General features: G+C 45.5%; 2 protein-coding genes. Both read right to left on the reverse strand.

Going from position 1 to position 1045, the window contains the following annotated elements; translation table 11 throughout:
• Positions 1-354 precede the first annotated feature (354 nt).
• Positions 355-789, reverse strand: a complete 435-nt coding sequence (locus tag ACFQ8Y_RS22715) for a hypothetical protein (RefSeq protein WP_430586802.1) — start codon at positions 787-789, stop codon at positions 355-357.
• On the reverse strand, positions 786-1045 hold a 260-nt coding region (locus ACFQ8Y_RS22720), incomplete at its 5' end, for a hypothetical protein (protein ID WP_430586803.1). The genes ACFQ8Y_RS22720 and ACFQ8Y_RS22715, both read right to left, overlap by 4 nt.

Genomic DNA, 1045 nt, shown 5'->3' on the forward strand with positions numbered 1-1045 from the left:
GCCTGCAATTCCTCAAAATTCCGGTACTGATCCGCTGCCATAGCACTGTTTAACCCGATTGTCACAAGGGATAGCACAAGTAGCATTGAAAAACAAAACCGCAGCATGTTATACTTACGGCACTCCGCTACTTTGCGGGGTACTAGGTAGAGAAGGTCAGGCCCGCCAAAGCTCGCCTTCTCTGCCCCCTTACCCTTTTTTGAGGCTCCCACTATTCTATTTTGATTGATAAACACCTTTTATCACTCTCCATTTTAAATTTATTGAATTTTCAAAATATAAAATGCGTTAGCTGTCCTGGTATCACATTTTGACCACCCCCTTAAAGGCTTGAGGTTGTTGCTCCGCGCCCTCCTATATTTTCGCTACTATATAAAAACGATTGCTGTTCACGCTGCCGACATATCCAGTCCTGTTTGACTTGCTGTATAGATTGTATTTGATCAGATATGTTCCTGTTCCATACTCACGCCGGACAGACGGAACACTAAAGCTTTTTACAGGCGTTGATCCGGTAAACGATCCTGAGCCGACTCGCCCTGTGTGTATCAGTCCTTTATCTGACCACTTATACAAGATGGCTTTGTAATACAGGCGTTTTGAGCCTTTCTTTTCTGCCTTGTAGTCGATTGTTGACGCACTCGGACTGTAAGTCGTGGCATCCGTCCAAACTCTTATTGAATGGCCGTTTCTATTCTGCCAGCCTGACCATGCCGCCGAAGCACTTTCCGGAAGTACCATAACCCCCAATGTAATGACAGCAACTAAAGCGAAAATAATCTTTTTCATTTTGCGTCCTCCTTCATTATTTCTTCCAGTAAACTTAAATCGTCAGAATCAATCGCAAGAGTCTGATCCCTGCAAAAAGGGCAATAGATTTCAGACGTACAGGCAGGCCTTTCTAAAAACAACCATTCCTCGCAGTCATCGCAATAGTATCCGATTAATGTTCCGTTCACTTTTGGCATTCCGCGCCCTCCTTCTCTTCCGGCGGCCACCATCCACGAACCAAGTACCCACTGATCGCCGCGGTAACTGACACACC

Origin of the sequence: Isoptericola sp. NPDC056605 (genome assembly GCF_042792795.1) — a bacterium.
Taxonomy (GTDB): Bacteria; Actinomycetota; Actinomycetes; order Actinomycetales; family Cellulomonadaceae; genus Isoptericola.